Below are 26,083 nucleotides of genomic sequence, written 5' to 3'. Positions count from 1 at the left end.
GTTGCCGATGCGGCGCCTAATGCAGCGGCGCGTTGCGCAGCTCGTTGACATCACGGGCGGTGACCGGCGTCCCATGATTGCCCCACGCTGTGCGGATATAGGTAATGACGGCGGCCGCGTCGGTGTCGTTGAGTTCCTGCGCGAAAGGCGGCATGCCGTAGGGCTCCGGATTACGCTTCGTGCCAGGCGGGAAGCCGCCGTTCAGCACGATGCGGATGGGGTTAACCGCGGAGTCCATTTCGATCGACTGGTTGCCCGCGAGCGGCGGATAGTGCTGCAACTGTCCTTCGCCTTTTGCGCCATGACACAGCGCGCACTTGTCGGCGTAGATCTTTTCACCGAGCGCGAACACGTTGGTGCTGGTCGGCGCTGTCGGCCCGGACTTGCGGCCGCGATTGTCCGGCAACGTTTTCAGATACACGGCCATTGCCTTGACGTCTTCGTCGGTCATGTATTGAAGGCTGTGATAAGTGACTTCGGCCATTGGGCCGTACACTGCGCCGCGATCGGAGATGCCCGCTTGCAACAGGTCGACGATGTCCTTGATGCTCCAGTCGCCGAGGCCGCCGTCCTTGTCGGAAGTCAGCGACGGTGCGTACCAGTTCTGCACCGGGATCAGCCCGCCGGCAAACTGCTCGCTTTGCGACGAGCCGCCGAGCATGTTGATCTTCGTGTGGCACATCGTGCAGTGCCCGAGCCCTTCGACGAGATACGCGCCGCGATTCCATTCGACGGAGCGGGTCGGATCGGGCTTGAATTCGCCTTCGCGGAAATAGAGCGTGCGCCAGCCATACAGCAATTTGCGCTGATTGAATGGGAAGCGCAGCGTGTGCTTGCGATTCGACTCGCGCACCGGCTCGATCGATTTTAGATAAGCGAAGATCGCGTTGGAGTCCTCGCGCGTGACCTTCGTGTACTGCGCAATCGGCATGGCGGGATAGAGCAGCTTGCCCTCGGGCGTGATGCCGGTGCGCATCATCCGGAAGAACGCGTCCTCGCTCCATGTGCCGATGCCGTACTGCGCGTCTGGCGTGATGTTCGGCGAATAGAGCGTGCCGAACGGCGTTTCCATTGCGAGGCCGCCGGCGAACAGCCTGCCGCGCGGTGCGGTGTGGCAGGCTACGCAATCGCCCGCGCGCGCAAGGTATTCGCCGCGCTTGACGATGTCCGTGCGGTTGTCGGCGGATGTATTGGCCTTGGCTTCTTTCGCGCTGTCGGCGGCGCGTGCTTCGGTGACGAGCGAGGGCAATGGCGCGCTGCCGGCCACAAGCGCTGCGGCGGCGACCAGAGGCAAGAGCGAGCGGTGCAGCTTACGTGAGAGCACACGCAGCGGACCAAGTGTCGTTTTCATTGCGGTTGGCTCCCGCATGCGAGAGGCAAGCGCTCCGCGGACGCCGGCACGGGCCGCGGGTCGGCTGGACGCGGTTGCCGCGCAAGCCAGGTCGAAACAGCGGTGATGTCCTTGTCGGTCAGCTTCACGGCGATCGAGCGCATGCAATCCGGCGCGAGTGCGTGACGCGTGCCGGAGCGCCAGGTTCCCATCTGCCCGGCTATATAGCTCGCATGCAAACCGAGCAGGCCGGGAATGCCAGGTTGCTGGCCCGTCATGCGTGCTCCGTGACATGCGATGCATGCGGGAATCTTGCGCGCGGGGTCGCCCTGCATGACGAGTCGCTGCCCTGCGGCGAGCACGGCGGGCGCGACATTCGACTGATCGGCATTCGGATAGGGCGGCTGCAAATCGGCGAAGTACTGGCTGATCTTGCGCAGATAGTCGTCGGGGAGAAACGCGACCAGATAGCCCATCGGCGGATAGGTGCGGCCGCCATCGCGAAACGCGCTTAGTTGATTGAACAGGTACTCCGCCGGTTTGCCGGCGATGCGCGGGAAGTAATCGTTGTTGAGGCCCTGGCCTTGCACGCCGTGACAGGAGGTGCAAGCGCGCACGCGTTCGTCCATGGCCGAAGGCATTGCGCCGGGCGCGCCGGCAGCCGCGAGCGCCGCGTCGCTCAACAAGACGTAAAGCACAAACAGAAGCGCAAATCCCATAGCTCTACGATGCACGTCGGGCCTCGCTCGGGAACGTTCTTTTGTCGATCTGCTTCGCCCGCATTGATGGCTGGATTTCGCTTCCAGCCTGGTTCGCCATGCCTGGCGGGTCTACCTTTTTTCTCTATCGCGACAGCGCAAACGGCAAATGGAAGCGCACTTATTGTGGATAGCGAAACGTTGGTTCGCCACTGCGATGCAATTGCTGGTCAGACGCGGTGACACACGTGATTGCGCCGAAGGACGGCAGCTTTCGCGTTGCCGGATTGACGCTTTGATTGTCCGACTGCGTATGGCAGGTTGCAGCAATCCATTCGGAGCGTCAATGGCGAAACAATAAGGCTGGCTGACTTCGTCTCTGATCATCATAGGCGGCGTTCAGAGCGCTTTCAACACTTCTATTCGAATCGCATGCAAATGGACCTTAGCGCACGAATGTGATCGTCTGATGTACTCAACTGAAGAGCCTCATCAACGCGGTGCGCGCATTGGTCACGCGTTCGCTCTCGCCGATCCGCCCGGGCAGTAAATGAAACTCGACGGCGGGCAATGCCGGTAGGCCAATGCCCGGCGGGCATGCGACCACACCTGCTCCAATCGACGACTCGTTCAGACACGAGATGCCGAGTCCCGCCTTCAACGCGAGCTGCAACCCGGCCACGCCCGAGGCGGAATGCGATACGACATAAGGCACCTTGTTTTCGTCGAGGAGCTTTACGACAAAGCGCTGCAACTGACAACTCGACGGCAACAGCACCAGGTGGTACGGCGCGACCGGTCGCGGGCTCGCATCCGATGCGCTTGCCCACAGTAATTTCTCACGCCGCACGACGGTGCTCTGCCCGGCGCTGCGCCCGCCGGACGCGCGAGCGCTGCCTGTGACGAGCCGCAAGGAAAGGCCGATATCGAACGAGGCATCGTCGCCGGCGTTGCTGTCGATCACGGCGCTCGGCAACACGGTGACATGCAGCTTCAGACGCGGGTGCTGCTCGGAAAACGTCTTGAGGATGCGGGCGATGTCGTGCGGGCGGTAGTAGTCCGTAATCGCGATGCGCAGTTCGCCGTCGAGCGAGCGGCCTTGCAGATCTTCGAACGCCGCTTCGCTCATCGCGATGATGCGTCGCGCATGCTCCAGCAGGCGGCTGCCCGCGGGCGTCGCGCTCACGCCCTGCTTGCTGCGCACGAAGAGCGGCTGGCCTGCACGCTCCTCGAGTTTCTTCAACTGCTCGCTCACCGACGATTGCGACAGGAACACGCGCTCCGCACCGGCCGAAACGCTGCCCGATTCGGCGACGGCGACGAAGGTCCGCAGTTGCGTGAGGTCGAACCCGCGCTGGCTCATGTTTCGTTATATCCGATGGATTGCATCTGTATTTCCGGCTTTTCCGATAGAAGACCTCGCCGTAGCATACCTCCGAATTCATTGCGGAGGAAACATGGCAGACGGATTATCGGTAAGCGTCCGGATAGCGGGCGGACGGGCGGCGAGCCACAGGTGGAAGGTATTGGGCGTGGGCTTTGCAGCCAACGCGAGTTTTTCCGCAGCGTTCTCGGGTATTCCGACCACGGCGGTTTACTTGCGCTCGGGTTATCACCTCGACAACGAGGGGCTCGGGCTCGTGCTGGGCATGCTCGGCTTGGGCATCGCGGTGAGCGAATTGCCATGGGGACTCTTGACGGACCGGTGGGGAGACCGTCGCGTGCTGCTGCTGGGGCTGCTTTCGACAGCCGCGGCGCTGGCCGGCCTGGCGTTGTTCGCGGCACCGTCCGGATCGCATGTGCCTCGCCTGACGACGCTTGCGCTCGGCCTGTTGCTCGTCGGCCTGCTCGGTGGCAGCGTCAACGGTTCGAGCGGTCGCGCGGTAATGGCGTGGTTCCGCGAGGGCGAGCGCGGACTGGCCATGAGCATTCGCCAGACGGCTGTCCCGGCGGGTGGAGGACTCGGCGCGCTGTTGCTGCCGGCGCTTGCAACGAGATTCGGTTTCGTGAGTGTTTATGCAGTGTTGGCGCTGGGTTGCGCGATAACCGCGGGATTCGCATGGCGCTGGCTGCATGAGCCGACGTATGTTGACAACGGGGGTGTGCGCGGGGGGCATGTCGGCGGAGGGTGTGGGGCGAATGGTGCAAACGGCATAAGCGGCACACATGCCAGGAGCCGCTCGCCGCTGAGTGATGTCAGCATCTGGCGCGTAGCGCTCGGTGCGGGCGCCCTCTGCGTGCCGCAACTGGCGGTGATCACCTTCGGAACCGTGTTCCTGCACGACTTTGGGCGCGCCGGCGTGCTGACCATCAGCATCGCCATGGCCGCGGTGCAGGCGGGCGCCGCCATCGCCCGTGTCTGGAGCGGCCGGTGGACGGATCAGCGCGGCAATCGCCGGGCATACATGCGCGGCTGCAGTCTGCTGACGGCGGTGCTGTTCGCGGCGCTTGCGCTCATGAGCGGCGTGGCGGGCATGCAGCACACTGCAACAACAGTGATGACGACGATTCTCGCGCCGATGATGGTGCTCGGCGGCGTGAGCGCGTCTGCCTGGCACGGCGTCGCCTTCACCGAACTCGCGACGCTCGCCGGCACGAACCGCGCCGGCACTGCGCTGGCGATCGGCAATACCTGCGTTTTCATCACGCTTTTTCTGACGCCGCTCGCGATTCCGCCGCTGCTATCGCTCGGATCATGGCCGATGGTGTGGGCGGTAGCGAGTTCCTGCGCGTTGATTGCGTTGCCGGTTTTTCCGCGCGCACTGCGCGGTGACAGCGCGCGCGTGCCGCGCGCCTGCGACGCCGCTTGACGATTGCCCGCGTGCGCGATGCAGTCTTTGCGCGACCTTTATCCGGATGCCGCGCGAGCCACGGTTAATGCGGATGTGATTTTGCAAGCGAACCTGGCCGCGCGGATTTTCTCAAATTATTCATTTTGAGTAATTCGGGCTTTTGTTGTCCGTGCACCGTGATTGACGGTTGGTTTCAACACTGGATTAGGAACACTCCGATTTTCGTTATGCGCGTCGCGGTGATTTTATGGTCGCGTCGACGCGCTAACGTTGAAAACGATTGCGCGTCGACGCAAGCGTGGAGCGTGTCGATTTGTTCTGCGTATGTGACGACTATTCCTACAACAAACGAGAGCAATCTAGTGAACCTGAACCTCCGAATCATTCTCGCGGATGATCATCCATTCGTTCTGCTTGGCGTTAGAGCTATGCTCGAAACTCGAGCCGGTGTCGCCATCGTCGGCCAGGCCGTCAGCCCGACGTCGTTGATCAAACTGCTGAGGCGCACACCATGTGACGTGCTGGTCACCGACCTGTCGATGCCTGAGCCCGGCGCCGCCGTGGAAGACGAACTGCACCTGATCCGGCAGATCCACGCTGAGTGGCCGCGGCTGCGCATCGTCGTCATGTCGACGACGACCAATTCTGCGTTGCTTCGCGTCCTCGCATCCGAGGGCGCCGTAAGCTTGCTCAGCAAAGCCGAATCCATGCACGAGTTGTGGCGCGCGATCGACCGGCATGAAAGCAGCCGGCCATACATCGGCAACTCTATCGCCACACTTCTCGCAACGCCGCACGAAGCCGGGTGCGAACGGCCGCTTGCGCTCCCTCTGTCGGGAATGCAGAAGACGGTCGTCAGGATGTTCGTCGATGGTCGGTCTATTGCGGAAATTGCCGCCACTCTCGGATGCCATCGCCGCACCGTTACTCGGCAAAAGCGTGAAGCAATGGTAAAACTTGGCGTTACTAATGATCCTGGTTTATTCTCGTGCGTTCGAGCCGGTGAAATTCTTAAATTTGAATCGCATATCTAAGTAATTAATCGACCGCGTTATTGAAGTTGTTTCGGAGCGATCTTATGTTTAACGCCGCCAGAATGTCTGATGATGGGGCAGGGCCGGTTGCGCGGGAGACGGTGACACGGAGTCAGGATATGGAGGAGAGATAGACGATGGGCGACACCGCTGAAATAAGCACGCCGGTCCGGGCGATCATCGCGGACGATCATCCGCTCGTCTTGTTGGCGATCGAGAACTTGATGGGCGGTTACCAGAACATGCAGGTGGTCGGCCGCGCGGCCGATGCGACCGACCTCTTTGCTGAGGTCGACCGTACCGGTTGTGACCTCGTGCTCATGGACCTCTACATGCCAGGCGGCGCAGATGGCAGTGGGATTGACGCGGTGCGGCAGTTCAGACGCCGCTACCCCGACGTGGCCCTTGTCGTACTCACCATGGAGACCGAGGCAACAGCGCTGCAAAGCGTGATCGCGCTCGGCGTTCACGCGCTTATCAGCAAGCGTGACCGCATCGACCTGATTCATGTGGCCATCATCACGGCGCTCGCGGGCGAATGCTATCTCGGGCCGGCGGTGCGAGCGGTCATTGCGGACGCGACGGCGATGCAACGGCTCGACTTTGTCCGTTCTGTGTTGTCGCGGCGCGAGCTCGAAGTGTTCACCCAGTACGCGTCCGGCTTCGGCGTCACTGAAATCGCCGTGCGGCTGGGGCGCAGCGTGAAGACAATCAGCGCACAGAAGTGCACTGCCATGCGCAAGCTGTCGTTGCACAGCGACGCTGAGCTATTTCGCTTCGCGGTTGAGCACGGCGTGGTATCCGAGGTGCGTGTCGAAGGGCGCTGAAGAACAACCCGAGGTCGCGCCGGGCCGGCGTGACAAACATAAAATGTGTTGGCGTTGTCCGGGGAAGTACGTTGTGTACTGGGCATGCCAATCGATAAGACAACAAAAATATGACAGACAAGATCCGCGTCATCGTGGCGGACGACCACGACTGCGTTCGCGCCGGCGTGAGGAGGTTGTTGCACGCCACGCCGCATATTGAAATTGCTGGTGAGGCCTGCAACACGCATGACCTTGCCGAACTGCTCGACGTCTGCGAATGCGATATCGTCATCTCGGACATTGGTATGCCAGGGCTGGACGGAGCGAGCAACGCCGTTCCTTTCCTGCGCCGGGTATTGAGAGGGCATGCGCATCCCGCTGTCGTTGTGCTCACCATGATTTGTCATGCGCATATGATGTCGGGCCTGCTGCATCTTGGCGTCAGCGCAATAGTCGATAAGCGCGACACAACGGCCGCATTGATCGACGCGATCCAGGCAGCATTGACAGGAGGCGTGTACTTATCGGAGCAGGTGCGCCTTGCAATGGAAACGACTGACACTCCGCCGCAGCTGCGTGCCAGCGTTTTGAGTGCGCGCGAATGGGAGATCTTCCAGCTCTACGTGCAAGGTGTAGCAGTACACGAAATCGCGAAACGGCTGCAGCGCAGCGGCAAGACCATTAGCACTCAAAAACGTACCGCAATGCGCAAGCTAGGTCTCGAAACGGAGTCGGATCTTATCGACTACGCACGGCAGATCGGATTGATCTAGCACGGTCGGCGACGCCGCGCTTATATACCGGCAACTCACGGTCCCGAAATTAGGACTCTTCTGATTGGTCGGGAGACCTTGCCACTCCATAGTTCTGAATTAGCTTCGGCTTTTGCTGACGTTGGTCTCATCAAAGCAGTTATTTCTTGAGGCCGCGCCGCTCAAAGCTGGGAAATTCAAGCGGATGTTCGCGGAAATTGCGTGGCGCGTGCGCTTCGCATAGCGACAGGGAGGCGGCATGGCCGTGCTAGGTAAGCGGTTGTTGGTCGAGAGCGTGGGTACGGCATGGCTTGTGTTCATCGGCTGCGGCAGCATCGTATTGAATACCGGCGCCGTTCAGCAGGGCTACGGCGTGCTAGAGGTATCACTCGCGTTCGGTCTCGCGCTCGCCACCGCGAGCTACTGGTTTGGCGAGACGTCGGGCGCCCACTTCAATCCCGCTGTCACGGTAGGTTTCACCGCCGCGCAACGGTTCCCGGTCAAAGACCTGCTGCCCTATATTGCCGCTCAGATTCTTGGCGCGGTCGCTGCCGCAGCGCTTCTTGTTTATGTGGCGAGCGGCCGCCCGGGCTTCGAAATCGGCGCGAGCGAATTCGCGGCCAATGGCTTTGGCGATCATTCCCCTTCCGACTACCAATTGCATTCCGCATTGGCTATTGAGTTGGTGCTGTCGTTTGCATTTGTCATGGCAAGCCTTCTCGTAGCCGCGCGATACAAGACGGAGCCGGGCGGACCGATGGTCGTCGGCGGATGCCTCGCGCTCGTCTACCTCGTGTCGATTCCGGTCACTAACGGCTCGGTCAATCCAGCACGCTCCACCGCGCAAGCGCTTTTCGTGGGGGACTGGGCGCTAGACCAATTGTGGCTCTTCTGGGCGGCGCCAATGTCTGGCGGCGTCATCGCCGGTTTCGTGTTCTCGTTGCTCGGTGGCAGGTCCGACCAGTCCGCCGCCGCGCTTGCGGAAGGCCAGAGCGAAGCTGCGTGAGCTGTGCCGTGCCGCTCTTCTCTTTCTTTGCCACATGGTTCCAACGCGCTACGGTAGCGCGCGTGCTGCGGCGCTTGTCGATATGGGTGCTGGCGGGGCTATCCCTCTTTGTCGCGACTCAAGTGGCGGCTATCGGGCAGCCGTTCGTGGAATCTGGCTCCGGTCGCGTCGTTGGTGCCTTTCCGCAGAAGCTGACCGTCGGCGTACTCGCGGATAGCTGGTTGCCGTTCGACTCGCTGCAAAACGGGCAACTCACAGGCCTGAGCGTCGACTATTTGCGCGCACTGGTCGGGCCGAGTGTTGTGATCGAGGCGAAGGCATATCCCGACATGCCGCAGCTTCTCGCCGCCGCATGCGCGGGCAACGTCGATCTGTTGATGAGTCTCGCACGCACGCCGGAGCGCGAACGTTGTGTCAGTTTCACCGCGCCGTATTTTCGTGCGTCAACCTCAACGGTCGTTCGCAGGGACGGCGACATGTACGAAGGTCCCACGCGCCTTGCGGCGGCGTCCATTGCCATAGAGAAAGGCTTTGCGCTCGAGCGCTCGTTGCGCGAGCGCTTCCCGCGCGCCCGGATCAGCGTTTTCACATCTACGCACGCGGCGCTCGCTGCCGTCGCCCATGGCGACGCGGACGCCTATATGGGTTTCACTCCGGTCGTCGAATATGCGCTCGCAACGGAAGAGTTCCGCAACCTGCGCGTCGCATTTGAGGAAAGCACTCGCTCCGCTGAACTGCGCTTTGGCCTGCCGCGCAGTCAGGTTGCCTTGCGCGACCGGCTGGATCGCGCGTTAGCCTCGATCAACCAGGCCGACGACACGGCAATTCGTGTTCGCTGGCTCTCCGGCAATTTCGATGCAAAGCCGGAGCCCACCACATCCCGTCTCGAACTGACGCAGCAGGAACAAGCCTGGCTACGTTCGCTTCCGCCGTTGCAGGTGGGCTTCGACAGCCACTGGCCGCCTTTCAGCTATGTCGACGCTTCCGGGCGTCCGGCCGGCGTGACCGCCGACTATCTTGCCTACCTGAGCCGCACGCTTGGTCTCGTGTTCAACCGCGCGCGGCAGCCCGACTGGCCGTCCGCGATCGACGCGTTCCAGCGCGGTGAACTCGCGATTCTCACCACGGGCTCGAGTAACGACCCACGCCTTCTGAAGGCACGCCACACCCGTGCGTACGAGAGCTATCCGTTGGTAATGGTGGGTCGCGACGACGAGCCGGCCGCCCGTTCGCTCAACGATTTCGCCGCGCGGCGCATTGTGGTGTCCTCGCACGTTGTCGGGGTCGACCCGCTCACATTCGAGCGTATTCCGAAAGATCATCTGGCCATTGCGTCAAGCCTTGACGAGGCGCTGCGCATGGTTGCTTCCGGCGAAGCAGACGTCGTTGTGGAAAACGTGGCCGCCGTCGACATCGTGCTCAAGCGGCAATACGCAGGCGTGCTGAAGGTAGTCGGCACCGTGGGCAAATCCGACGCACTCGATTTCGCCGTACGTCCGGACCTGAGTCCGCTCGCCGACCTGATCGACCGCGCGTTGCTAGCAATGCCGCCAGCGGAAAAGCAGCGCATCCGGCAAAAATGGGTGACCGGCGACACGCCGGCGGGCGGTACGTGGAGCGTTTCCGCAGTGCGCCTGTTACCTGTGCTGATCGGCATCGCCGTCGTGCTGCTCGTTACCCTGCGCGCCTATCTCCTTTTGCAACGCGAAGTCAGGCGCCGCAAGGAGACCGAGCGCGAGCTGGCGCTGCAGTTGAATTTCCAGGAAACCATGATGAAGATGGTTCCCTATCCGCTCGTTGCCCAGGATCTGCAGGGCCGCTACATCGCAGTGAACGGCGCCTACGAGCGAGCGTGCGGGCTAAGCCGCGAGGCGGTTATCGGACGCAGCACGATGGAGGTCCAGACATGGGGCGAGGCCAACAGCCGGGTGCTCGCCGATATGACCCGCGACCTGCTGCAAGGCGGGGACATGGCCCAGGTCGAGCTGCAGTTCGAGTCCAGCGCCGGAGATCTGCGGCACGGTCTCTTCTGGACGAGCATCTGCCGCGGCAACGACGGCGAGCCGGTCTGCGTACTCGGCACCATGGTCGATATCACCAACATACGCCGCGCGGAAATGCGCGCGCGCGACACGGAGCGGCGGCTCTTCGACGTCACGCGTTCCTTGCCGGCAGTCGTGTTCCAGTTGCGCCGCACGTCAGGCGGTGCTTATTCGTTCCCTTACATCGGTGGGGACACCAAACTTCTGCTTGGACGCGGCAACGGGGTGGCGGGCAGCCGCGATCGTGTGGACTTCGACCGTATCCACGAGCAAGACCGTTCGTTCGTGATTGCCGAGCTCGAGCGCTCGGCTCGTCTTGAAACGCCGGTGCTGATCGAATTCCGCATGCGCTGCGATGCGGAGGTCAAGTGGGCGCGAGCGGAACTGGTGCCGCGTCGCGAGGCTGACGCAAGCGTCGTTTGGAGCGGCTACTGGGTCGACGCGAGCATCGAACACGCGCGCGCCGAGGAGCTGGCCCGCGCGCGCGATGCGGCTGAAGCAGCGTCGCGTGCGAAAGACGACTTCTTCGCAATGATGAGCCACGAAATCCGCACGCCTATGAACGGTGTACTCGGGCTGGTCGAAGTGCTCGAGCGCACGCCGCTCAACGCGGACCAGGGCGAGATGCTCGGCATGATCCACGAGTCGGCGGGCGCGCTACTGCAGATTCTCGACGACTTACTCGATTACTCGAAAATCGACGCGGGACGGTTGACCATCGAAGCAGAGCCCATCGACCTGCGCGAACTGGTCGACAACGCCGTGGGCTTGCTCGCGGGCAGAGCGCACGAGAAGGGCCTGAAAGTGAGGGTGAATATTGCGTCGGACGTAGCGGCCACGCTACGAGGCGACAGCGTGAGATTGCGTCAGATCCTGTTCAATCTGCTCGGCAACGCAATCAAGTTCACTCCCGAAGGTCAGGTGGACGTGAGCGTGGCGGTGCTCGCGCAAACGGGCGACCTTCAGACAATCGAGATGGTCGTCGAGGACACCGGTATCGGCATAGCGGCGGACGTGCAGGCAAAACTGTTCGAGCCGTTCGTGCAGGCGGAGTCGTCCACCACGCGCCGCTTCGGCGGCACGGGCCTTGGCCTGACCATCTGCCGCAAGCTGATCGAACTGATGAACGGTTCGCTCACGCTAGACAGCGAACTCAACCGCGGCACGCGCATGACGGTGCGGCTCAGCATGCCCGTCGAGACACAGCGTTACTCGGTGAGCGGCTTGCGCGGCAAGCGCTGTCTCGTGGCGACCAACGACGCGCGAGTCGGTCAGGCTCTCGTCGACTTCGGAAAGGCATTGGGACTGGATCTGCGCCGGGTTCCAGCCGACTTTGCGCAGTTGCGTTGCCGCGTCGCTCTAAGCAGCGTGGATCTGCTGTTCGTGAGCGAGGACGTGGTGCTGCCTGCCAACGTCAGATGCAAACTGCGCGTGATATCCCTCACGGAAAAGCCAAAGCCCACGGGCTACCGCATTCTTGATGACAACGTTCGCCTGAGCATCAACCCGATATCGTGGCGCGGGCTCGGTGCGGCGTGCGCTGCCGCCATGACGGGCCTTCAGTCGGTGCCGGCGCCGTCGGTTGGCGTGCCGCGCATGCATGAAGGCATCACCGCGCCGCCGGACCGCGAGCGGGCGATCGCGAGCGGACGCCTGATTCTCGTCGCTGAAGATCATCCGGTGAATCAGGAACTCATTCGCCATCAACTGGCGCTGCTCGGTTTCGCGTGCGACGTCGCGAACGACGGTGCCGAAGCGCTCGCCGCGCTCGAACACACCAGTTACGGATGTCTGATTACGGACTGTCATATGCCCAACGTATCGGGCTATGAACTGACGCGGCGCATCCGGGAGCGTGAGCGCGAGCAGGGTGGCTCGCACCGTCTGCCGATTCTGGGCATCACCGCCAACACGGCGCCCGAAGACCTGAGCCTCTGCCGCGAGGCGGGCATGGACGACAATCTCGTCAAGCCGACGCGCCTCGCTACGTTGCGTGAATATCTGAGCCGCTGGTTCGGCACTGACAGTGCCTGGCAGGCGGCACCCGCCGATAACGCTGATATCGAGGAGGCGACAGACTCGTCGGCAGCGGGCGGCTCGGCCTTCGTTCCGGTCGACCTCAATCAAATGACGCAATTGTGGGGCAGCGAATCGACGGTCAAGGCGTTGCTCGATTCGTTTGTTTCTTCCGTGCGCGAAGACATTCAGTCACTGTCGCCGTTGCTGGAGGACGCGGACACCGTGCGCGTGCGCGAGTGGCTTCACCGGGTCGCGGGCGCGGCGAGCGTGCTGCAATACCCGCCGCTCATCAGCGCGCTCGACGAATATCGCCGCGATATCTCGAGCGCACCTGAGCGCGTGCGTAATGACGGACTCGCGCTGATCGACAAGTGCAATGCCATGCTTGACGGCATCGAGCACCAGGCGGCATTGCTGGCCTGAGCGCGCCGCCATTCGGGGGACCCACCGGCAAGACAGTATTGCCGGCAACCACACTGCAATCAACGGGCGAAAAAAAACGCGGCCGAAGCCGCGTTAAAGATTTGGAGACATCCCTCGATGAAGGAGTCACTTCTCGCGAGGCCAAAGCATACTCGGGTTAACGCAGATGATTCAGTGCAGAATCTGCAAATAATTGTTCGGAAAATCGTTACAAGCGAATCAACGGCGCGGTTTGGACCGCAGACCGACGCGCCCTTCGCTACAGGCGTCATTCGAAGATTTGCACTAGTATGTGATGGCTTCGCGCGTGACCGAGGTGTCGGCGCGGCGGCGCATCTAGTCGGAGAAGACCATGATTACGCTAAAAAAACTCAACCTGATTGTGGCGTTGTGGGCCGTAACGGCGGGTGTCGCGTTCGCGGACACCGTCGCGTTGAAAGCGGCTTTGGAGCCTTCCAGCGAAGTGCCGCCTCGTGTAAGTCACGGGCATGGCACGCTGAACGCAACGTTCGACACGTCGACGAAATCCCTGCAATGGACCGTGAGCTACGAGGGCCTCAGCGGCCCCGTGACTGCCGCGCATTTTCACGGGCCGGCGCCGGTCGGACAAAATGCCAAGGTACAGGTGCCGATCGACAAAAGCGCGCTCGCAAGTCCAATGAAAGGGTCTGCTGCTCTCACCGAACAGCAGGTAACCGATCTGATGGCGGGCCAGTGGTACTTCAACATTCACACCGCGCAAAACCCCACGGGTGAGATTCGTGGGCAAGTCATGCCCGCGAACTAGGCAAGAAGATCCCTCAAGCGGCGCCTCGCCAACGCGTTGCCGCGATCTTTAGCAAGATTAGAAGCCGCCGTCCACCGGCGTGGCGGCCAACGCACGTACCATGATGGGACATTTTCCAAGGAGGATGTCCCAATGAGTTGGCAAAGCGCACTCGCGTGCTGGTTTTTGCGCAGGCAGTTTCGCCCTCAAACCCTGAAGCCGCATATCGATGTCGAGAAAGCGCGCGCATTGACGGCGAAGCGAGCCTGGTCGCCCGATGTGCCGCGTGGCTGGCGTCTGCGAGAACTGGACGGCGCGGACGGCAAACCCCTGCGCGGCGAATGGATCGAGCGCTCGGGTGAACCGGCAACCGGCGCGCGACCCACGGTGCTGTATTGCCACGGCGGCGGCTATTACTTCTGCTCGCCGCGCAGCCATCGCTCGATTGTCTTCGGTCTCGCAACGCGCGCGAACGCGCCGGTCTTTTCGCTCGACTACCGCCTCGCGCCTGAACATCGCTTTCCGGCCGCACTCGACGATGCAACTGCTGCTTATCGTCACTTGATCGCTGAAGGCACGAAGCCCGAATCGGTCGTGATCGCCGGCGATTCAGCCGGCGGCGGTCTTGCACTCGCTACTTTGGTCGCGCTGCGCGACGCGGGCGATCCGCTGCCCGCAGGCGCCGTGCTGTTCTCGCCGTGGACCGACCTGGCAGCAACGGGCGCCAGCATTGTCGACAACGACGGCGCCGATCCAATGTTTAGCGGCCCCGCAATCGCCAAAGCAGCAAAAGTCTATCTAGGCGATATGCCGGCCACGCATCCGTATGCGTCGCCGTTTTATGCGGACCTGCGCGGCTTGCCGCCGCTTTTCATGATGGCGGGCAGCACCGAGGTTCTGCTCGACGATTCGCGGCGCGTGGCGGCGAACGCGCGCGCGGCAGGCGTCGATTGTGAACTGGAGGTGTGGGAGAAGATGCCGCATGTGTGGCCGATCTTCGCGCCGTTCATCCCCGAGGCGAACCGTGCGCTCGATCGCGCCGCCGCCTTCGTCGGGCGCGTGACGAGCCGCGCGGCCAATGCCGCTCAGGTATCCAGAGCGACGTCGATAGTCTGATAGGCGGCCTTTACCGTCTGCTCGCCGTACTGCCGCTCGAGCCGCCGCACGGTGAAATGGCCGTGCGCGACCTGCTGGAAGTGGTCGATAAACACGGTGTTGACCATCGCGCCGAGCACGGCGCCGATCGCCGGAATGGACTTCGCGGCGATCTGTTCGCTCACCTGCACCGAGAAGCGCGCGGCGATCGAATGCAGCAGGCGCAGCAAGGCAGCCGAGCCGTGTGCGGTGAATCCCTTCGTCGCCATTTCCGACGACGCTTTCGACACCGCCTGCGCCAGCGCGCCGCGCATGATGAAGTAGCCGAAGTCGGCGTCGTCGTCTGCGGCCGATGTGCCGCCCATGCCCAGCACTGTCAGACATTGGAGTTGGGTGTCGACCGCCGTCAGATCCTCGCCCTCGCTGCGGGCAATATCGCAGATCGAGCGGAACATGAGCGTGGTGGTCACGGGCAACTCGACGGGCAGCGCAAAGAGGCCGAATGCGCCGCCGGCTGCGCCGGTCGTGGCCACCGCGAACTTGTGCAGCAGGTTGCTCGGCTTCTCCGGCGCAAGCAAGGGCGACGCGCTGTCGCGCCGGCCAAGCGTGCGCAGCGCAATGGACAGACATTTGCGCAACGCCAGCTCGGTCGCGTCCGTGACCTTTTCATTTGCGAACGCCGGCATACGCGAAATCAATTTCTCCAGCGGCGCGCCGACGATGCTCGCCAGTTTCATTGCCAGCGCGGGACTTTCCAATTCGTGTTTCGCGCGCCGCAGCGCTCTGAGGTCCTCTTCGGACAGCGATTGTGTTGCGAGCGAACTCGGCTCCATGTGCCTCCCTAGCGTCGTTTAATGTGCGTTTTCAGCGGATTCTGCGCGCCGTCTGGCGCGCCCGAACGTCCTGCTTAGAGCGCGAACGCATGGTATGATTCCCAATCATTTGACGAGTCAACTGTTGCTCTATCAAAAATGGCTGTCCACACCGCGGCCCACCATTCGAGTGGGCAAGTCTTACCGTTCCGGGAATCGCTTCTGGCGATGCTCGGCATCTCGTTTGTCACCATGCTGGTCGCGCTCGACCAAACGGTGGTCGGCACCGCGCTGCCTACTATCGTCGCCGAACTCAAGGGTTTCGAGCTTTACGCGTGGGTGGCGACGTCGTATCTGCTCACTTCGGTGATCACCGTGCCGATTTTCGGGCGCCTCGGCGACTATTACGGACGCAAGCCGTTCGTGATCGCGTCGATTGTCGTGTTCACCGGCGCGTCCGTGTTGTGCGGCGTCGCGAACAACATGCTGTTTCTCGTGCTCGCGCGCGGCTTGCAGGGCATCGGCGGCGGCATGCTGGTCGGCACCGCGTTTGCCTGTATTGCCGATCTTTTTCCGGACTCCGTCGTGCGTCTGCGCTGGCAGGTGTTGATGAGTTCGGCATTCGGCATCGCCAATGCTGTCGGTCCATCGCTCGGTGGCTTTCTGACGCAGTACTACGGCTGGCGCTCGGTCTTTTACGTGAATCTGCCGGTCGGCTTGCTGTCTCTGTTCTTCGTCTGGCGCTTTCTGCCGCATCTGCGACATGTGGAGCACGAAGGCAAGATGCGGCTCGACTGGCCCGGCGCCGCGCTGATCGCGGTTGCGCTCGGCTCGCTGCAACTGTTCGTCGAATTGGTGCCGAAGCATGGGCTCACATTGAGCGCGTGCGCGTTGCTCGTGCTGAGCGTCGTCTCGGCGTATGCGTTGTGGCAATGGGAGAAACGCTGCCCTACGGCAATCCTTCCCGTCGACATGTTCCGCAATCCAAGTCTCGCAGCGCTCTTTACACTGGCGGTGCTCGGCGGCTTCACGATGTTCTCGCTGCTCTTTTACGCGCCGCTGCTGTTCCAGGGCGGCTTTGGCATGTCGCCGAAGGAAGCGGGCCTCGTCATCACGCCACTCGTCGTGTTCATTACGATCGGCAGTATTGCCAACGGACGCGTCATTTCGCGCGTGCGCAATCCGAACCTGATGCTGTACGTCGGCTTCGCGCTGCTCGCGCTCGCGTGTCTGGGCGTGGTCGTCGCAACGCGCTCCATGCCGCAGTGGCTACTCATGTCGTTCATGGTGCTCGGTGGACTCGGCCTCGGTTTCGTTATGCCGAACCTGACGATCTTCGCGCAGCAGACGGCCGGTCGCGAGCATCTCGGCATCGCAACGGCGCTGCTGCAATCGCTGCGGATGATTGGCGGCATGATCGGCACGGCGCTCACCGGAACGCTGGTCAGCCATATGTACGCGAGCGGCGTGCGCAGTGCGCTTGACAACGAGCGCGCATCGCAATGGTTCACGGACCTGGGCGATCCGCAGATTCTGATCAACCACGAAGCACAAGCACGCGTGCTCAGCGAGCTCGCACAAGCTGGACATAACGGCGCCGTGCTTCTGGAAAGCGCGCGCGAAACGCTCGTAGCCGCGATTCATTTAGGTCTGGCCATGGCGGCAATCATCGCCGTGGTGTCGGTATGGCAAAGCCGCCGTGTTCCGCCGATCAAGCTTCAGCGTAAGCTCGAACCGGTTATTCACGCCGACTGATTCTAGATTTTGAGTTTTACTGAACCATCATGGAAGAACAGGACCGCATAGCCGTCATGCAGCAATTCGGCCGCACTTACCGTGCGTTCATGTCGGCGTTCGAGGCGCAAGTCGGCCACCCGCTGCCGCGCTGGCGCATCATGCTCGCGCTGCATGAGCAGGCGGGCGAATCGTCGCAGAAGCGGCTTGTCGAACGCTTGCGGGTCGATCCCGGCGCATTGACCCGCCAGTTGAAAGCGCTCGAAGGATTGGGCTGGATAGCGCGCAGCATGGACTCGCGCGATAACCGCGTGACCAATGTACGCCTGACCGAAGCGGGCTTGTCCGCAACCGAAGCGAGCCTGCCGCGCCGCAACGCTTTTCTTCACGACACAATGGCCGCGCTGCCGGACGACGCTATGAGCGCGCTGTCCGGCGCGCTGAAAATGCTCGAGGCGAGGATTGGCGAAGTGGTGTCCGCGGCGAACGGCGCGGAAACAACCGGCGATGTCACCGCTGACGACGGGCAGCCGCCCGTCGATCGGCTGGCGGTGAAGCAACGTGCCTGACGGCGGTTTGCGCGGCGAGCAGAGCATTAAGAGCGCGAGCGGCGCGCCCCATCGCAACGCCGCTCGCCGTCTATAGAAACACAAGAACAATTAGAAAAACGTTTCGATCACCTCAGTAACGCGATAAGCAGGGTCGAGCACCAGCACCTGACGCCACTTATCGAACGTCAGGCACGGATGCGAGATGTCGAACGCGATCATGTCGCCGACTTTCAGATCGGCGCCCGCGGGAATCCGCAAGTACGCGTGCTGATCCATCAAGCCGAAAATCTCCCACCCTTCGCTTACCGCTATGTCGCGCGGCGCCTGATTGCCCGGCCGATAATGGCGCGCCGGTTCGGGCAGGCCCGCGTCGAATGCGGAGTCGCGCTTGCCCAGACCGATGATCGCGCGATCCGGCTCGGGAATGGACTGCACGTAGGCCCACAATTGCAAGGCAGGCAGCAAGCCTTCGCCCATCTTCTTCGCGACCGGATTGCGCGCCAGGATATCCGTCTGCGCCTTGCGATAAATGCCGACGTCATGCGTCAGATAGCAGCCCGGACGCAGCACGACCTCTACCTTGCCGGTCTCCGACGCCTTCACGAATTCCTCGGCGACCACGTCGTACCATGCGGAACCCGCGCCCGACAGGATAGCCGGCGTGCGATCGAAACGTCTTTCGTCGAGGAGCGCGCGCGTGACCGCGACCGCGCTTTGCAGGAACTCGCGTACTTCGTGTTCTTCCTTCAGCACGCCTTCGTACAACTCGACGCCGGCGAGCCTGAGCACATCGGGATAACGCGCGATTGCTTCGAGCACCGCGTTGCGCTGCGCTTCATCGCGCACGCCTGTGCGGCCGCCCGGCACGCCAAGCTCGAGCAGCACTTGCAATGGCTTCTTCACCGATGTGAAGAACTGCCCCAACTGCTCGACGCCATCAACTGAATCGACGAGGCAAAAGAACTCGAAGTCCGGATCGCTGAGCAGCTCTGCGACCATCATCATGTTGCGGCGGCCCACCAGCTGATTCGCCATCAGCACGCGCGAGACGCCGCCGTGATAAGCCGCGCGAACCTGATGCGCGGTGGCGAGCGTGATGCCCCACGCACCGGTTTCCAATTGACGGCGGAACAGTTGCGGCGCCATGGTCGTCTTGCCGTGCGGCGCGAGCTTGACACCGTATTCGGCAACGAACGCCTGCATCCATTTCAGGTTGTGCTCGACGCGGTCGGTGTAAAGCACGGCGGCGGGCAGGCTCACGTCTTCGTTCAGCAGATTCCACTCCAGACGCGCGGCGTCCGTGAGCTGGATGCTGGCGCCCGGAACCATGCCCAAGCCCTTGCTATAAGGATCAATCGTAGCGCCCTGATAGTTTGTAACTTTCATGTCTCCTGCTCCATCGTCCGGTTAAATTGCATCGAAGTTGACTTTACCATCTTACCGAAAGTACGATGGTCGAAGAAATGTTATTTAGTACCAAGCTGGGCCAATGCGGCGCTGTCAATCGCTGTCAGCCGTCGCAAGCCTCCGCGCGGTATCCCACGAGCTTTAATGAACTCAACCGCCGAACCGCTGGCATTCGACATCGTCGCGCGCATCGCCGAATGTGCGCCCGGGTTGCGCTCGGCTGAACGCAAAGTCGCCGCGCTGATCCTGGACGATCTGACGGGCGCCTCGCGCGCCAGCATCGGCGCGCTCGCGCAGCAGGCGCAGGTGAGCGTTGCGACCGTCACGCGGTTTGCCAAGGCGGTGGGCTGCCGCGACGTCCGCGAGCTGAAGCTGCGGCTCGCACAGGCGGCCGCGGTCGGTCAGCGCTTTTTGCAGCCGGGCACCGCGAACGACGCGCCCGAGCACATCGCGACCCGCGTGTTCGACGAACTGCAGACGGCGCTCGCGCATAATCATCAACTGCTGCGCCAGGCGCCGCTTGGGCGTGCCGCAGCTGCGCTGCGGGCCGCGCGCATGATCTATGTGTTCGGCATGGGCGGCGGCTCGACCGCGCTCGCCGACGAAATGCGTTTTAGACTGGTGCGGCTGGGCCGGCCCGTAGCCACTTATCAGGACGGCTTGTTGCAGCGCATGGTCGCGAGCACCGTATCGCGTGAAAGCGTCGTGATCGCGTTGTCCACAACGGGCCGCGTGCCGGAGATGGTGGAGAACTGCAAGATCGCGCGCAGCTACGGCGCAACGGTGATCGCACTGACCGCCCCGGCGTCGCCGTTGGCGAAGCTGGCCGACTGGGTCATCCCGATCGTCGCGTTTGAGACAGACTTCATTTACAAGCCGTCGTCGTCGCGCTACGCAATGATGATGGCGCTCGATGTGCTCGTCACCGAACTTGCCGTCAGTCAAGGAGACGAGAGCCGCGAATTGCTGCGCCGCATGAAGCACGCGCTCGACACGCACCGCGGCGGCGGCGATCGACAACCGTTAGGAGACTGATTCATGCACTCGCATCCCGAAGCCGCCGATACGCTGATAGTCGGCGCGCAACTGTATGACGGCACGGGCGCGCCGCCTGCCGAGCGCGACGTCGCGGTCCGCGACGGGCGCATCGTCGCGATCGGCAATCTGTCGAACTGGCTCGCCGAAGAAGTGATCGAGGCTGAAGGCCGGGCATTGGCGCCCGGTTTCATCGACGTTCACACGCACGACGACACGCACGTGATCCGCTCGCCGCAAATGCTGCCGAAGATCACACAAGGCGTGACGACGGTGATCGTCGGCAACTGCGGCATTAGCGCGTCGCCCGTTGCGCTGAAGGGCGATCCGCCCGATCCGATGAATCTGCTCGGCGAGCGCGACGCGTTCCAGTATCCAACCTTCGCGGACTACGTGAAGGCGGTGAATGCTGCGCGTCCGGCCGTGAATGTCGGCGCGCTGATCGGACACACCGCGTTGCGCAACAACCAGATGGACCGGCTCGACCGCGCGGCCACGCCGCAGGAAATCGACGGCATGCGCGCGCAACTCGAAGAAGCGCTGGCCAACGGCGCGCTCGGGTTGAGTTCAGGGCTCGCCTACGGCTCGGCGTTCGCCGCGCCCACCGAGGAAGTCATGGCGCTTGCCGAACCGCTCGCCGCCGCCGGCGCGCTGTACACCACGCATATGCGCACGGAGTTCGACGCGATTCTCGACGCAATGGACGAAGCGTATCGCGTGGGCCGTCACGCGCATGTGCCGGTGATCATCTCGCATCTGAAATGCGCGGGCCCGTCGAACTGGGGGCGCAGCGTCGAAGTGCTGAGTTCGCTCGAAGGCGCGCGGCGCATGCAGCCTATCGGTTGCGATTGCTATCCGTACAACCGCAGTTCGTCGACGCTCGACCTGAAGCAGGTCACCGGCGACATCGACATCACGATTACGTGGTCGGAACCGCATCCGGAAATGGCCGGCAAGCTCGTCAAAGAAATTGCCGCCGAGTGGGGCGTCACGCAGCAGGAAGCGGGCAAGCGCCTGCAACCCGCGGGCGCGGTCTATCACAACATGTCCGAGGAAGACGTGCGGCGCATCCTGTCGCACCCCGCGACAATGGTCGGCTCGGACGGCTTGCCGAACGATCCGCTGCCGCATCCGCGGTTGTGGGGCGCGTTTCCGCGCGTGCTCGGCCATTACGCGCGCGACGCCGGTCTGCTGCCGCTCGAAGAAGCGGTGCGCAAGATGACGAGTCTGTCGGCGCGGCGCTTCGGCCTTGCGCAACGCGGCGAGGTGCATATCGGCTATCACGCCGACCTGGTGCTGTTCGACCCGGCCAAGGTGCGTGACGCGGCGACATTCGAAAAGCCGCAACAGGCGGCTGACGGCATCGACGCAGTGTGGGTGAACGGCGTGCTGTCTTACCGCAACGGCGAGGTAACGGGCGAGCGCGCCGGGCACTTCGTCGCGCGCGGCGCGGCGTCGAAAGGCGATGCGCAGGGCGCATTCTGATTATCTGATCGAACGATCTATCAAGGCGCGCGCGCCGCAATGAGCACGCGCGCTCGACTTTTAAGGAGTATGACGATGAAGCGATATGGCGTTGAAGGCGGGAAGGGAACGGGCGGTCAACATATGCCGTTTGCGCGTGCAGTCGAAGCGGACGGCTGGCTGTTCGTTTCCGGGCAAACGCCGATGGAAAACGGCGAAGTGATCAACGGCGGAATTGTCGAGCAATCGCACAAGGCGATCCAGAACGTGTTCGCGATTCTGAAGGAAGCAGGCTACGGCGCGGAGCATGTGGTCCGCTGCGGCGTGTGGCTCGACGATCCGCGCGACTTCGCTTCGTTCAACAAGGTGTTCCGCGAATACTTCGGTGACAATCCGCCGGCGCGCGCGTGTGTCGTTTCGTCGATGGTGATCGACTGCAGGGTCGAAGTGGATTGCGTCGCTTATAAGAAGCCGACGGCTTGAAGCATCTGGTTCGCCGCGGGCGATGACTGTGAGAACCCGCGGCGATACTTTGCTTGCTTACTGACGCGCGAGCCGCATGTTGTCCGGCATCGGCAGGTTGTAGTTGGTGCGGAACGGGTTGATATCGAGCCCGCCGCGCCGCGTATAGCGCGCATAGACCGCGAGCTTGACCGGTTTGCACGCCTTCAGCACATCGATAAAAATTTTCTCGACGCATTGCTCGTGAAAACCCGTGTGATTACGGTACGAGATGATGTAGCGCAGCAAGCCCGCCTGATCGATCTGCGGGCCGACGTAGTGAATCTGCACGCTGCCCCAATCGGGTTGCCCGGTCACCGGACAATTCGACTTCAACAAGTTCGAAAACAGCGTCTCCTCGACAGGCGCTTCGTCTAACGCCGCTTTCAGCAGTGAGGCGTCGGGCTGGTAGATATCCGTGTCGAGATCCAGCCGGTCGAGCGACATGCCCTCGAATTCTTCCATCTGCAATTTGCCGAAATCGTGCGGGGCAGTCAGATGAACGGAGACGGTCGCGCCGCAAGACGCGGACACGTCGCGCTTGATCGTGTCGCGCACCGCGTCGATCGACTCGAACGCGGTCTGCGCGAACGAGCCGAGATAAAGCTTGAACGACTTCGACTCGACGATATTCGGCGACTCGGCGGGCACGAAGAAGGTTGCCACCGCAATCTGCGGCTTGCCGCGCTGATTCAGCCACGACAATTCATACGCGTTCCAGATGTCCGTGCCGAAGAACGGCAATTGCGCGCCAATGCCGATCCCGTCGCGCGCGTTGCTGCGCGCAATCGGAAAGAGCAGCGAGGCGTCGTACTGTTCGGTGTAAGTGGAAGCCTTACCCAGCGGTGATTGTTCGGGTGTCATGATGCATTCACGATGCCACTCAGCACGTGCCCGGTCGCCGTCACGACGCGGGCCGATTCGCAATGGCCAATTTGGTCGTCGAAGAAAAAGTCCGGCTCGAACTCGCGCAAAAATGCGCTCTTGTCGAGGCCGCCGAGGAACATCGCTTCGTCGATTTCGATGTTCCAGGCCATCAGCGTTCGGATCGCGCGCTCGTGCGCGGGCGCCGAACGCGCCGTCACCAATGCCGTACGAATATGCATGGGCGCGGCTTGATCCGCGAGTTTTTGCAGCCGGTGAAGCGCTTCGAGCAAGGGCTTGAGCGGCCCGTCCGCGAGCGGCAAATCCTTGTTGTGCGTCTCATGGCCGACGAAGGCGCGCAGGCCGTCCTTCTGAAACACGCGCTCCGCTTCGTCGGAAAAGAGAACCGCGTCGCCGTCGAAAGCAATGCGGATTTCGTCCGGATACTTACTCGCCATTTTCGCCGATTCCGGCAGCACGCGTGCAGCCGGAAAACCGGCGGCCAGCGCGTCGCGCACGTCGTCCTGATTAGCCGAGAGAAACAGCGACGCGTTCAACGGCTTCAGATATCCGAACGGCGCACGGCCGCGTGTGAAGACGCCGCGCTCGATGGCGAGCCCGTGTTCGCGGCACGAATGAAACGCGCGCAGTCCGCTGATCGGATCGCTGCGCGACAGGATCACCACTTCCACGCGATGACCGCCTGCGTTTAACGCCAGCAGCTTGCGGATCAGAGGGAACGCGACGCCAGGTTTCGCGGGCACGTTCAGCCGGTCGCGCTGCAGCGCTTCATACGACTGAAGGTCGCCGTCTTCGTACACGCGGTTCTCTTCCTCGAAATCGAAGAGCGCGCGCGACGATATCGCCACCACCAGTTTGTCGACAAGCGAGAGAACCATCTGCGCGTTTCAGTCCAAAAATTCAGGCAAGAAACAGCCGATACACCGGATTGTGCGTCTCTTCCCAATGCGGATACCCGAGTGTGGCGAGAAAGCGCTCGAACTCCGCGTTGTCCGTCTCCGGCACCTGAATGCCGACGAGAATCGAACTGTAGTCCGCGCCCTGATTCCGGTAGTGAAAGAGGCTGATATTCCAGTCAGGTGCCATCGACGATAGAAACTTCATCAGCGCGCCCGGCCGCTCGGGAAACTCGAAGCGGAACAGGCGTTCGTCATGCGCGAGCGGCGAGCGGCCGCCGACCATGTAACGGATGTGCTGCTTCGAGAGTTCATCGAACGTCAGATCGACGGTGGCAAAATTGTGCGCCTCGAAGGCGCCCGCAATCTGCGCCGATTCGCTGCGGTTCCTGATCTGCACGCCGACGAAAATATGCGCGGACTCGGCCTGCGCGATCCGGTAATTGAATTCGGTGACGCTGCGCGTGCCGACCAGTTCGCAAAAGCGCTTGAAGCTGCCGCGCTCTTCGGGAATCGTCACCGCGAACACCGCCTCGCGCGCCTCGCCCACTTCCGCGCGCTCGGCCACGAAGCGCATGCGGTCGAAGTTCATGTTCGCGCCCGACGTGATCGCGATCAGCGTCTGGTTCTCGATGCCTTCGCGCTCCGCATACTGTTTTGCGCCCGCCACCGCCAGCGAGCCCGCCGGTTCGAGCACGCTGCGCGTGTCCTGAAAGACGTCCTTGATTGCGGCGCACAGCGCGTCGGTGTTCACGAGCAGCACGTCGTCGAGATATTCGCTGCACAGGCGGAAGGTTTCTTCGCCGACGAGCTTCACCGCGGTGCCGTCCGAGAACAGGCCGACTTCGTTTAACGTGACGCGCTCGCCGGCTTTCAGCGATGCGGCCATCGCGCACGAATCGTCGGTTTGCACGCCGATCACCTTGATCTCGGGACGCACCGATTTCACATACGCCGCGACACCCGCCGCGAGTCCGCCGCCGCCGATCGGCACGAAGATCGCGTGAATCGGGCCCTGATGCTGGCTGAGGATTTCCATTGCAACCGTGCCTTGCCCAGCGATCACATACGGATCGTCAAACGGATGCACGAAGGTCAGCCCGCGCTCTTCCTGCAGTTGCACCGCGTGGCCGTACGCATCGCTATACGATTCGCCGAACTGCACGACCTCGACGGTCGGGCCGCCATGCGCGCGCACGGCGTCGACCTTGACCTGCGGCGTGGTGACCGGCACGACGATGATCGCCTTCACGCCCATGCGTGCCGCAGACAGCGCCACGCCCTGCGCATGATTGCCCGCCGACGCGGTGATCACGCCGCGCGTCAGTGCCTCGGCGGGAATGTGCGCCATCTTGTTGTACGCGCCGCGCACCTTGAACGAGAACACCGGCTGGTTGTCCTCGCGCTTCAGATAGACCGGATTGCGCAGGCGCGCCGACAGTTGCGGCGCGCGTTCGAGTTCGGTCTCGCGGGCCACGTCATAGACGCGCGCGGTGAGGGTTTTCTTCAGGTAGTCGTGGGAGGCCATGCGGGTGGCGCGATGCGCTCTGGAAGGCGGAAAAGCATCAATGATAGCGCCAACGCCGCATGCACTGGCCTCACAGGTCGTCGGGCCGCGCGGCCCGCCGCACGCGGTCTAGAAAATATGCGGCGGCCTGCCGTCGGTGAGTTCGCGGGGCAGCGGTTCATCGAGTTGCCATTCGACATGCGGCAGCGCGAACAGGTCGCCGTGAAATTCGACGGGGCCCTCGCTCGTGAAAAGCCCGTCGAGATAATCGAAGTTCAGCTGCGAAGAGACGGCGCGCAACGCCGCGTCGACCGAATGCGACGGTTGCAGATCGAGCGGATCGACGTCGAGCCGCACGGTGTAGCGGTCGCCTTTCTTTTCCATCGCGCCGATGTCGATCAGCTTGCCGTCCGGGTTTTGCGCAATGACGCGCTCGCCGTTGGCGAACAGCCTGAACGTGGCCCGAAGCGCCGCGGACGCGGCGGGTTGCTTGCTTGCCATCGCGATTCTCCTTGTGATTTCGCG

The 26,083-nt window shown here is 62.5% G+C and carries 22 protein-coding genes; 13 read left to right on the top strand and 9 right to left on the bottom strand.

Features of this window, described 5'->3' with window-relative positions:
- Positions 1–16 precede the first annotated feature (16 nt).
- From JMY24_RS13545 to JMY24_RS13535, 3 genes are all read right to left on the bottom strand, one after another.
- Positions 17–1,351 carry a c-type cytochrome gene (locus tag JMY24_RS13545; protein ID WP_128594232.1) on the bottom strand — a complete coding sequence of 445 codons (1,335 nt, stop codon included), beginning with the start codon at positions 1,349–1,351 and terminating at the stop codon, positions 17–19.
- Complete coding sequence (locus JMY24_RS13540) at positions 1,348–2,049, bottom strand: c-type cytochrome (protein ID WP_413231248.1); 702 nt, start codon at positions 2,047–2,049, stop codon at positions 1,348–1,350. Before JMY24_RS13540 ends, JMY24_RS13545 begins: the two co-directional genes overlap by 4 nt.
- 454 nt (positions 2,050–2,503) lie before the next feature.
- Entirely contained in the window at positions 2,504–3,391 is an 888-nt protein-coding gene (locus JMY24_RS13535; protein ID WP_128594233.1) for a LysR family transcriptional regulator, read from the bottom strand.
- Positions 3,392–3,485: 94 nt separating this feature from the next.
- Here JMY24_RS13535 and JMY24_RS13530 point away from each other — a divergent pair, with 94 nt between their 5' ends.
- From JMY24_RS13530 to JMY24_RS13495, 8 genes are all read left to right on the top strand, one after another.
- The gene (locus tag JMY24_RS13530; RefSeq protein ID WP_201702236.1) at positions 3,486–4,838 is read left to right on the top strand and encodes an MFS transporter; all 1,353 of its coding nucleotides are present in this window, start codon (positions 3,486–3,488) and stop codon (positions 4,836–4,838) included.
- A gap of 344 nt (positions 4,839–5,182) precedes the next feature.
- On the top strand, positions 5,183–5,854 hold the full coding sequence (locus JMY24_RS13525) for a response regulator (RefSeq protein WP_328809196.1): 672 nt from the start codon (positions 5,183–5,185) through the stop codon (positions 5,852–5,854).
- Positions 5,855–5,991: 137 nt separating this feature from the next.
- Positions 5,992–6,681 carry a response regulator gene (locus JMY24_RS13520; RefSeq protein WP_128594235.1) on the top strand — a complete coding sequence of 230 codons (690 nt, stop codon included), beginning with the start codon at positions 5,992–5,994 and terminating at the stop codon, positions 6,679–6,681.
- 110 nt (positions 6,682–6,791) lie between these two features.
- On the top strand, positions 6,792–7,436 hold the full coding sequence (locus JMY24_RS13515) for a response regulator (protein WP_128594236.1): 645 nt from the start codon (positions 6,792–6,794) through the stop codon (positions 7,434–7,436).
- 238 nt (positions 7,437–7,674) lie between these two features.
- Entirely contained in the window at positions 7,675–8,421 is a 747-nt protein-coding gene (gene aqpZ / locus JMY24_RS13510) for an aquaporin Z (protein WP_128594237.1), read from the top strand.
- Positions 8,422–8,429: 8 nt separating this feature from the next.
- A complete protein-coding gene (locus JMY24_RS13505) occupies positions 8,430–12,905 on the top strand; it encodes an ATP-binding protein (RefSeq protein WP_201702235.1) in 4,476 nt (1,491 codons plus the stop codon).
- Positions 12,906–13,257: 352 nt separating this feature from the next.
- Positions 13,258–13,692: a CHRD domain-containing protein gene (locus JMY24_RS13500; protein ID WP_128586079.1), complete on the top strand. Its 435-nt coding sequence runs from the start codon at positions 13,258–13,260 to the stop codon at positions 13,690–13,692.
- A 132-nt stretch (positions 13,693–13,824) separates the two neighbouring features.
- On the top strand, positions 13,825–14,787 hold the full coding sequence (locus JMY24_RS13495; protein ID WP_201702234.1) for an alpha/beta hydrolase: 963 nt from the start codon (positions 13,825–13,827) through the stop codon (positions 14,785–14,787).
- Here the strand turns inward: JMY24_RS13495 and JMY24_RS13490 are convergent.
- Positions 14,757–15,599 (bottom strand): EcsC family protein, encoded by an 843-nt coding sequence (locus tag JMY24_RS13490; protein ID WP_128594238.1) that lies wholly within the window; start codon positions 15,597–15,599, stop codon positions 14,757–14,759. The genes JMY24_RS13495 and JMY24_RS13490 overlap by 31 nt on opposite strands.
- Before the next feature lie 138 nt (positions 15,600–15,737).
- Between JMY24_RS13490 and JMY24_RS13485 the strand changes: the two genes are divergently transcribed.
- Together JMY24_RS13485 and JMY24_RS13480 are read left to right on the top strand one after the other, a co-directional pair.
- Positions 15,738–17,333 carry an MDR family MFS transporter gene (locus tag JMY24_RS13485; RefSeq protein WP_128594239.1) on the top strand — a complete coding sequence of 532 codons (1,596 nt, stop codon included), beginning with the start codon at positions 15,738–15,740 and terminating at the stop codon, positions 17,331–17,333.
- A 29-nt stretch (positions 17,334–17,362) separates the two neighbouring features.
- The gene (locus JMY24_RS13480) at positions 17,363–17,881 is read left to right on the top strand and encodes a MarR family winged helix-turn-helix transcriptional regulator (protein WP_128594240.1); all 519 of its coding nucleotides are present in this window, start codon (positions 17,363–17,365) and stop codon (positions 17,879–17,881) included.
- Between the two features lie 90 nt (positions 17,882–17,971).
- Here the strand turns inward: JMY24_RS13480 and JMY24_RS13475 are convergent, their stop codons facing one another.
- Complete coding sequence (locus JMY24_RS13475; RefSeq protein WP_128594241.1) at positions 17,972–19,249, bottom strand: amino acid deaminase; 1,278 nt, start codon at positions 19,247–19,249, stop codon at positions 17,972–17,974.
- 165 nt (positions 19,250–19,414) lie between these two features.
- On the opposite strand from JMY24_RS13475, the gene JMY24_RS13470 reads away from it, so the two are divergent.
- The 3 genes from JMY24_RS13470 to JMY24_RS13460 all read left to right on the top strand — a co-directional run bounded on the left by JMY24_RS13470 (position 19,415) and on the right by JMY24_RS13460 (position 22,252).
- On the top strand, positions 19,415–20,305 hold the full coding sequence (locus JMY24_RS13470; RefSeq protein ID WP_128586074.1) for a MurR/RpiR family transcriptional regulator: 891 nt from the start codon (positions 19,415–19,417) through the stop codon (positions 20,303–20,305).
- Positions 20,306–20,308: 3 nt separating this feature from the next.
- Complete coding sequence (locus tag JMY24_RS13465; RefSeq protein WP_128594243.1) at positions 20,309–21,790, top strand: N-acyl-D-amino-acid deacylase family protein; 1,482 nt, start codon at positions 20,309–20,311, stop codon at positions 21,788–21,790.
- Between the two features lie 75 nt (positions 21,791–21,865).
- A complete protein-coding gene (locus tag JMY24_RS13460; RefSeq protein ID WP_128586072.1) occupies positions 21,866–22,252 on the top strand; it encodes a RidA family protein in 387 nt (128 codons plus the stop codon).
- 57 nt (positions 22,253–22,309) lie between these two features.
- Here the strand turns inward: JMY24_RS13460 and queF are convergent, their stop codons facing one another.
- From queF to JMY24_RS13440, 4 genes are all read right to left on the bottom strand, one after another.
- Entirely contained in the window at positions 22,310–23,134 is an 825-nt protein-coding gene (gene queF / locus JMY24_RS13455; protein ID WP_128594244.1) for an NADPH-dependent 7-cyano-7-deazaguanine reductase QueF, read from the bottom strand.
- Positions 23,131–24,033: a 5'-nucleotidase gene (locus JMY24_RS13450; protein WP_128594245.1), complete on the bottom strand. Its 903-nt coding sequence runs from the start codon at positions 24,031–24,033 to the stop codon at positions 23,131–23,133. Before JMY24_RS13450 ends, queF begins: the two co-directional genes overlap by 4 nt.
- A 22-nt stretch (positions 24,034–24,055) precedes the next feature.
- Entirely contained in the window at positions 24,056–25,621 is a 1,566-nt protein-coding gene (gene ilvA / locus JMY24_RS13445) for a threonine ammonia-lyase, biosynthetic (protein ID WP_268960781.1), read from the bottom strand.
- A gap of 66 nt (positions 25,622–25,687) precedes the next feature.
- Positions 25,688–26,059, bottom strand: coding sequence for a hypothetical protein (locus tag JMY24_RS13440; protein WP_128588264.1), 372 nt, complete (start codon positions 26,057–26,059; stop codon positions 25,688–25,690).
- Between the last annotated feature and the right edge of the window lie 24 nt (positions 26,060–26,083).

This window comes from Paraburkholderia kirstenboschensis (assembly GCF_904848585.1).
GTDB classification, from domain to species: Bacteria; Pseudomonadota; Gammaproteobacteria; order Burkholderiales; family Burkholderiaceae; genus Paraburkholderia; species Paraburkholderia kirstenboschensis.
Note: the sequence above shows the minus strand (reverse complement) of the source record. Positions and strands in the feature narration are given on the sequence as shown.

What these genes read in the sequence shown, in the direction of transcription:
- JMY24_RS13545 (WP_128594232.1), bottom strand. Translation starts at nt 1,351, where the DNA reads ATGAAAACGACACTTGGTCCGCTGCGTGTGCTCTCACGTAAGCTGCAC.
- JMY24_RS13540 (WP_413231248.1), bottom strand. Translation starts at nt 2,049, where the DNA reads ATGGGATTTGCGCTTCTGTTTGTGCTTTACGTCTTGTTGAGCGACGCG.
- JMY24_RS13535 (WP_128594233.1), bottom strand. Translation starts at nt 3,391, where the DNA reads ATGAGCCAGCGCGGGTTCGACCTCACGCAACTGCGGACCTTCGTCGCC.
- JMY24_RS13530 (WP_201702236.1), top strand. Translation starts at nt 3,486, where the DNA reads ATGGCAGACGGATTATCGGTAAGCGTCCGGATAGCGGGCGGACGGGCG.
- JMY24_RS13520 (WP_128594235.1), top strand. Translation starts at nt 5,992, where the DNA reads ATGGGCGACACCGCTGAAATAAGCACGCCGGTCCGGGCGATCATCGCG.
- JMY24_RS13515 (WP_128594236.1), top strand. Translation starts at nt 6,792, where the DNA reads ATGACAGACAAGATCCGCGTCATCGTGGCGGACGACCACGACTGCGTT.
- aqpZ (WP_128594237.1), top strand. Translation starts at nt 7,675, where the DNA reads ATGGCCGTGCTAGGTAAGCGGTTGTTGGTCGAGAGCGTGGGTACGGCA.
- JMY24_RS13500 (WP_128586079.1), top strand. Translation starts at nt 13,258, where the DNA reads ATGATTACGCTAAAAAAACTCAACCTGATTGTGGCGTTGTGGGCCGTA.
- JMY24_RS13495 (WP_201702234.1), top strand. Translation starts at nt 13,825, where the DNA reads ATGAGTTGGCAAAGCGCACTCGCGTGCTGGTTTTTGCGCAGGCAGTTT.
- JMY24_RS13490 (WP_128594238.1), bottom strand. Translation starts at nt 15,599, where the DNA reads ATGGAGCCGAGTTCGCTCGCAACACAATCGCTGTCCGAAGAGGACCTC.
- JMY24_RS13485 (WP_128594239.1), top strand. Translation starts at nt 15,738, where the DNA reads ATGGCTGTCCACACCGCGGCCCACCATTCGAGTGGGCAAGTCTTACCG.
- JMY24_RS13480 (WP_128594240.1), top strand. Translation starts at nt 17,363, where the DNA reads ATGGAAGAACAGGACCGCATAGCCGTCATGCAGCAATTCGGCCGCACT.
- JMY24_RS13475 (WP_128594241.1), bottom strand. Translation starts at nt 19,249, where the DNA reads ATGAAAGTTACAAACTATCAGGGCGCTACGATTGATCCTTATAGCAAG.
- JMY24_RS13470 (WP_128586074.1), top strand. Translation starts at nt 19,415, where the DNA reads ATGAACTCAACCGCCGAACCGCTGGCATTCGACATCGTCGCGCGCATC.
- JMY24_RS13465 (WP_128594243.1), top strand. Translation starts at nt 20,309, where the DNA reads ATGCACTCGCATCCCGAAGCCGCCGATACGCTGATAGTCGGCGCGCAA.
- JMY24_RS13460 (WP_128586072.1), top strand. Translation starts at nt 21,866, where the DNA reads ATGAAGCGATATGGCGTTGAAGGCGGGAAGGGAACGGGCGGTCAACAT.
- queF (WP_128594244.1), bottom strand. Translation starts at nt 23,134, where the DNA reads ATGACACCCGAACAATCACCGCTGGGTAAGGCTTCCACTTACACCGAA.
- JMY24_RS13450 (WP_128594245.1), bottom strand. Translation starts at nt 24,033, where the DNA reads ATGGTTCTCTCGCTTGTCGACAAACTGGTGGTGGCGATATCGTCGCGC.
- JMY24_RS13440 (WP_128588264.1), bottom strand. Translation starts at nt 26,059, where the DNA reads ATGGCAAGCAAGCAACCCGCCGCGTCCGCGGCGCTTCGGGCCACGTTC.